The organism is Pelotomaculum sp. PtaB.Bin117, from assembly GCF_002067195.1.
Lineage (GTDB): Bacteria > Bacillota > Desulfotomaculia > Desulfotomaculales > Pelotomaculaceae > Pelotomaculum_D > Pelotomaculum_D terephthalicicum.
Map to the genome: position 1 here is coordinate 1 of NZ_MVQM01000028.1, position 6,041 is coordinate 6,041.

The 6,041-nt window shown below is 50.5% G+C and carries 4 protein-coding genes; 1 reads left to right on the top strand and 3 read right to left on the bottom strand.

Translation table 11 applies throughout. The annotated features are described in order from the left end of the window. Positions 1-954, top strand: a 954-nt coding sequence (locus tag A4E54_RS00835) for an MFS transporter (RefSeq protein ID WP_286723784.1), incomplete at its 5' end; no start/stop codon positions are given. 56 nt (positions 955-1,010) lie between these two features. On the opposite strand, the gene A4E54_RS00840 is transcribed toward A4E54_RS00835, so the two are convergent. The 3 genes from A4E54_RS00840 to A4E54_RS00850 form a co-directional block, all read right to left on the bottom strand. Continuing rightward, complete coding sequence (locus tag A4E54_RS00840) at positions 1,011-4,124, bottom strand: efflux RND transporter permease subunit (RefSeq protein ID WP_286723785.1); 3,114 nt, start codon at positions 4,122-4,124, stop codon at positions 1,011-1,013. Next, the gene (locus A4E54_RS00845) at positions 4,121-5,257 is read right to left on the bottom strand and encodes an efflux RND transporter periplasmic adaptor subunit (RefSeq protein ID WP_240083922.1); all 1,137 of its coding nucleotides are present in this window, start codon (positions 5,255-5,257) and stop codon (positions 4,121-4,123) included. Before A4E54_RS00845 ends, A4E54_RS00840 begins: the two co-directional genes overlap by 4 nt. Before the next feature lie 90 nt (positions 5,258-5,347). Further along, positions 5,348-5,788, bottom strand: a complete 441-nt coding sequence (locus A4E54_RS00850; RefSeq protein WP_240083921.1) for a MarR family winged helix-turn-helix transcriptional regulator — start codon at positions 5,786-5,788, stop codon at positions 5,348-5,350. Between the last annotated feature and the right edge of the window lie 253 nt (positions 5,789-6,041).

Consider the following 6,041-nt stretch of genomic DNA (forward strand, 5'->3'; position numbering starts at 1 on the left):
CTGCTCGCTATGCAGGTCATTGTATCCCTCTTGTACGGTTTTTTTGATCCGGCGACGAAAGGGATGCTGCCGCAGCTGGTATCCGGGGAAGAGCTGACCCGGGCCAACGCCATCTTAGCTTCGCTGCGGACCTTGTCCGGCGTGCTGAGCCCTGTAATCGGCGCCGCGCTGTACACGGGCCTGGGGATTGCGGCAGTGTTCCTGATCAACGGTATTTCATTCCTGATCTCAGGAAGCAGCTCTGTACTGATTCGGTATCAGCATACCCGGCGGGAGTTCAAGCTGCAGGAAAAGGGGTTTTGGACCGATTTGGCGGCGGGCGCCGGGTTTATTCTGGGCAGCCGGGCGATCCGCAGGTTCTGTATCTTTTTCCTGGTCATCTATGCGTTGATCCAACCTGTGTTTGCCGTCGTACTGCCCTTGTTTTTCCGAAGCAGCCTGCATTACACCGACACTTGGTATGGTTATCTGCAAATGGCAATTTTATTGGGGGCGCTGCTCGGAAGTGTTTTGGTCGGCGTGGTGTTTGGCAAAGAAAAGGAGGCAACCCCCTCTCTTTTTATCGGCTGCTTCCTGCAAATAGTCACGACGACAGCATTTGCAATTTTACTGTTTCCCCGCAGCCTGTCGCTGCTCGGAAACGATACGGTTTTATACTTTATGCTGCTGGCGGCGGTGCTTAGCTTTTTAGGCGCCGCGCTCATGTTTGTCAATGTACCGGTACAGACCTTCATCCAAAAAGCAACGCCCAACGAATACATGTCCAGGGTTTTTTCCATTGTCGGGATGATTTCCAAAGGCGGTATGCCCTTCGGCGCCTTAATTTATGGGTTTGCTCTTAATAAAATTGCAGTGCATTGGACAGTATTGGCAGCAGATTTATTGATGGTGTTCGTTTCAGTTGTATTTCTGGCCCCGCTTTTGAAGGCACGAGACAATACGGTACAACAATAATGGCACCAACGCGGCCCTTAGAGCGTAATTACTGCCTCACCAGGGATTTATCTTCATTATTCAGGAATCAGCGCTGATTTCTTTTTATGCCTCTTCTGACTCCAATCATCCAAAATGCTGTAAACAACCGGGACCAGGAACAGAGTAACAAAGGTTGCCGCCAGTAAGCCTCCGATAACTACGATAGCCAGCGGAGCGTTGGTCTCGCTGCCTTCTCCCAATCCTATGGCCAGGGGCGTCATGGCCAAAATGGTAGCCAATGCGGTCATTAATATCGGTCTGAGTCTGACCCGTCCGGTCTCCAGCAGGGCGGCAGTCCGCTCCATTCCCGAAGCAAGCAGTTGCTTCAAATAATCAACATAGACGATCGCGTTGGCTACGGCGATTCCTACCAGCATAATGAGCCCGATAAATGCGCTGACGCTAAAGCTTTTCCCCGTCACCAGCAGCGCCAAAACGACCCCGATGATCGCGCCGGGAAGAGAAAACAGGATGACGAATGGGTCCCGGAAGGATTCGTACTGCACCACCATGACCACATAGACGAGCATGATCGCCATTAGAAGCGCCAGAATCAAACTGGAAAAAGACTCGGTCATCTGTTCATTCTCTCCGCCATAGTCTATGGTGTATCCTGCCGGCAGCTTAATTGCACTTACTCCTGTCTGAATATCTTGCGTTACACTGCTCAAATCTCTATTTGACAGATCGCAGGAAATCGTCCCTTGGCGGGTCTGATTTTCCCGGTCTATTTGCACCGGTCCGGTTGACAGCTCAAAACTGGCAACTTCAGATAACGGAATGCTGTTCCCCTGGGCGGTGAGGATCGGCAGATATTTCAGGGTATCCATATCGCTGGTTTCTTTGTTGGTACTGGTAACTGTGATATCGATTTCGTCTCCCTCGAGACGATATCTGGATACAACCGTCCCGTCAATGGCAGTTTTGATTTCGCTGGAAACCTGCGCCGGCGTCAACCCGAAATCCATAGCCCGCTGCCGGTTGAGCCGAAGCTGTACTTCCGGATTTCCATCCCCCAGCGAGGAAGTCACGTTGCGCGTTCCCGGCACCTTTTCCACAATGCCTGCAATCTGTTTGGAAAGGCTGCGCAGCGTATCCAGATCATCACCCTGGATGTTGATTTGGACGACGCCTCCCGAGCTCGCTGATAATAACCCGCTGCTTACGCTTACTGTACTTTTGGCGCCGAAGATGTCCTTAAGTGATTGCCTGATTTCTTCGGCGACCTGTTCCACGCCTTGCCGTTCGCTTTTGGGGATGAGCTGCACCCTAAATGAGGCTTTATTGGACGCGGCGCCCATCATGGCCATTTCTCCTGAGTTGCCGACGGTGGTATAGACAATGTCAACGGCCGGGTTTTGCAATAGTTTCGCCTCCACCGCCGCGGCCAGCTTATCCACATCCTCGAGTTTCGCTCCCTTATCCGCTTCAAGCGTTACCTCAATCTCACCCGAATCAGATTGGGGCATAAACTCAGCGCCAATCTGGGGGACCATACCCAGGGATAAAGCGATTAATACCACCACACTGAGTATAACCCTGCGTCTATGACCCAATGCCCAGTGCAGCCATATTTTATATTTTTCGCCCAGATTGTCCAGCCATTTTCCCAGGCGATGGAACAGGCTGCTTGGGAAAAACTTGCCGGCGCCTTTCTTTACCATGGCCTTGTCCGTCAGCATGCGGGAAGACATAAACGGAACCACCGCTAAGGATACCATCAAGGAACAACCGATAGCTACACAGATCGTAAGAGCCAGGGGCTTGAACAAGACCCCGGTTATCCCTCCAGCCAGACCAATCGGCAGGAATACCGCGATCAGGGTTAAGGTGCTTGCCAAAACGGCTCCGCCTACTTCAGCGGTTCCCTTTAAGGCAGCTTCCCGGGCGGACAACCCCTGGTCCCGGTGACGATAGATGTTTTCAAAAACCACAATGGAGTCATCGATCATGCGCCCCACCCCCAGGGCCAGACCTCCGAGCGTAAGGGTATTCAGGGTGCTGCCGTTGTAGAACAACACGATAAATGTGGCCAGCAGAGACAGGGGTATCGCTATCCCGACAATGGCCGTACTCCGCAAGTTGCGCATGAACAGGAATATAATCAGGACCGCTAAAACCGCGCCTTCCGCCAACGTTCTGGTGGTACTGTTAAGCGATTTATTGATAAAATCCGACTGATCCATAACAGTCTCTACATTAATTTTGCCACCAATTTCGCTCTGGATTTTTTCCATCTCTTCTTTAACCTTGGTGCAGGCTTCCACCGTATTGCCGTCGGTCGCCTTCTGGACCAGCAGACTTACCGCCGCTTTTTGGTTTACCCGGGTAAGCTGCTCCACTTCTTTATAGTCTTCACTGATTTCGGCAATCTCTTTAAGCTGAATTTTACTGCCGTTGACAGTTGTGAGCGCCACCTCGCCGACAGCGTCCACATTCTCAAATTCCTGCAGGCTGCGGACAAAATACTCTCGTTCTCCAAAAGAGATGTCACCGCTGGATATGTTGTAATTCTCTGCCGCCAGAAAACTGCCTATCTGGTTCAGGCTTAAACCATAATTTTGAGCCTTTACCGGATCAACCGCCACTTTCACTTCCCGTTCAAGTCCGCCAAGAACAGTCACCGAAGCTACCCCTGAAATACGCGATAACCGGGGTTCAATGTCATCTTCCGCAATGCTTTGCAATTGAGCCAGAGACAACTGGTCGGAACCAATCGCAATCGCGATGACCGGCATGATATTGGGGTTGATTTTCATCACCATAGGTTTATCCGCATCGCTTGGAAGATAACTTTCAGCCAGTGAGATCTTGTCTCTAATATCTGCCATAGCGCTGTCCATATTGGTTCCATAGTTGAATCCGATAATTACTATAGAGGAATCGGCGCTGGACTGAGACATTAAGGTATCGATATCACTGACGGTGGCAACCACATTCTCAATCGGTTTGCTAACCTGCTCTTCAATTTCTTCAGGGCCGGCTCCTGAATAGGTGGTCATAACAATTGCGTAAGGCAAATCCATTTCAGGCAGCAGATCAGTACGCATCTGGACTACGCTCATCACGCCGATAATGGAAAGCACTGCAATCAGGATGATCACCGTTGCCGGCCGGTTTATTGAAAATTGGGCAATTTTCCTAATCATTCCGCAGTTCCCCCATCAGTAAAATTTAGCACACTGGTTTCATCAATGAGGGTGTTGCCTTTGGTAACAACCTTTTGTCCCACCTGAAGACCTCCGGTTATCTCGATATAGGTTCCATCATTAAGCCCGGTTTGCACGACTACCGCTTGAGCGCGGTTTTCCTCGTTCACCACATACACGACACTTTCCCCGCTTTTAGGCAGGACTGCGTCCATAGGAACAGCAATAACACCTGCCCGGTGCTCTGTCCCCAGCATCACCTCGGCGAACATGCCGGATTTTACCTGGGCGGCTTGATTATTGGGCAGGGCAACCTTTACCGGATAAGTACGCGTAACCGGATCAGCGACGGATGCAACGCTCTTGACAGTACCGGTAAACGGTTCTTCGCCAATGGCTTTGATCCGCACTTTGACGGCTGTCCCGGCTTGAACCGACGATACGTCGGATTCACTCACCTTAACCTCTACTTCCAAATCCGCGGTTTTATTTATTACCGCAACGGGACTCTGCAGACTGGTCATATCTCCAACCGAAACATCGACACGTCCAACGATCCCATCCATTGGACTGGTAATCTCACAATCGGCCAAATTCTGCCGGGCCAGGTTAAGTGCGGCCTGCGCCTGCGCTACGCCTGCCTCTGCGGCACCGGTGTTCAGGGCGTCATACTGGGCCTTGGCTGTTTCCAGTGCCTGTTTGGAAACAGCCCCTGCGCTGTAAAGTTCTTGCGTCCGTTCATAATTGCTCAGAGCTGTCTGCCGCTGGACCTCATTTGCTGCCTGCGCTGCCAGGGCGGAAGCTAACGCCGCCTCGGCCTGTTGGACGGCTATATCCAGCTTACTCGGGTCTAAACGAACAATAACCTGCCCCTGCCGGACCGCCTGGCCTTCGGTCACATAAACCGCTGTAACCCGGCGTGATAGCGTGGGTATAACTTCTTCTTCAAGATTTCCTTTCACCTTGCTGGAATAGCTTGAATATCTGGTGATATCCATTGTTTTTACGACTGCTGTTTCAACGTTTATTACGTTTGGTGCCTCTTCCTGGGTTTCTTTACCGCAACCGCTTATACCCATGAGTAACGATATGATTGCCAGCACGACCATGACATTACGATACCTTTTTTTCAACCCCAGTCCTCCCCTTTAATCATTAATCATTTAATTACTAATTAGTAACTCTCACAACTTTCTCATCGCTGCAAGGGATTGCACATTCCGTCAGAAGCTTTTTCCCTTTTTCAGGACATCGTGGAGAACGGTCAGTCCCGCCAGCATAGACTCTATCTGGGCATCGGGAATTTCGTCCAACAGGTTGGTAAACTGCTCCTCCATGTAGCCTCTGATGTCCTTCAAAAGATCGAGCGCGGGGTCGGTAAGAAAAATTCGGGTCAGCCGCTGGTCGTTTTTATCCGGCCGTTTATCCACCATCCCCCTGAGACTCAGTTCTTCAATCGTGGTAGAAATATACGACTTGACAAGCCCGCTCTGCCTTGCCAGCCCGCTCACCGTTATTCCCGGCTCTTTCTCGATTTGAGCCAGGATAAACAGGTGCGTGAAGGGCAGGTTGTACCGCTTGAGCATCTCCTTGTTGTGCTCCATCAGCCGGATATGCACCACCTGAAACAGATCCATCAGCTGCAAACGTAACCGTTGGTCCATTGAATTTTTACCTCTGGTTTATTGAAATTTATATAAATGAGCCGCCCTATTTAGTTCGTTTGTGAACGTTCTGTTCAGAACCATATTAACCAAGATCTACATATTCGTCAATCCCTTTTGGAGTTAGATAAAGCTTTTTTCTGTATCCGGTTTTGACGGGCTTTGCTGCTGCTGTAATTCGTTGATTCGAGTAAAGAAGTATAATATGATTATGGGTGACTGGTGAGATAGAGATCGTTCCGGTATTTATATA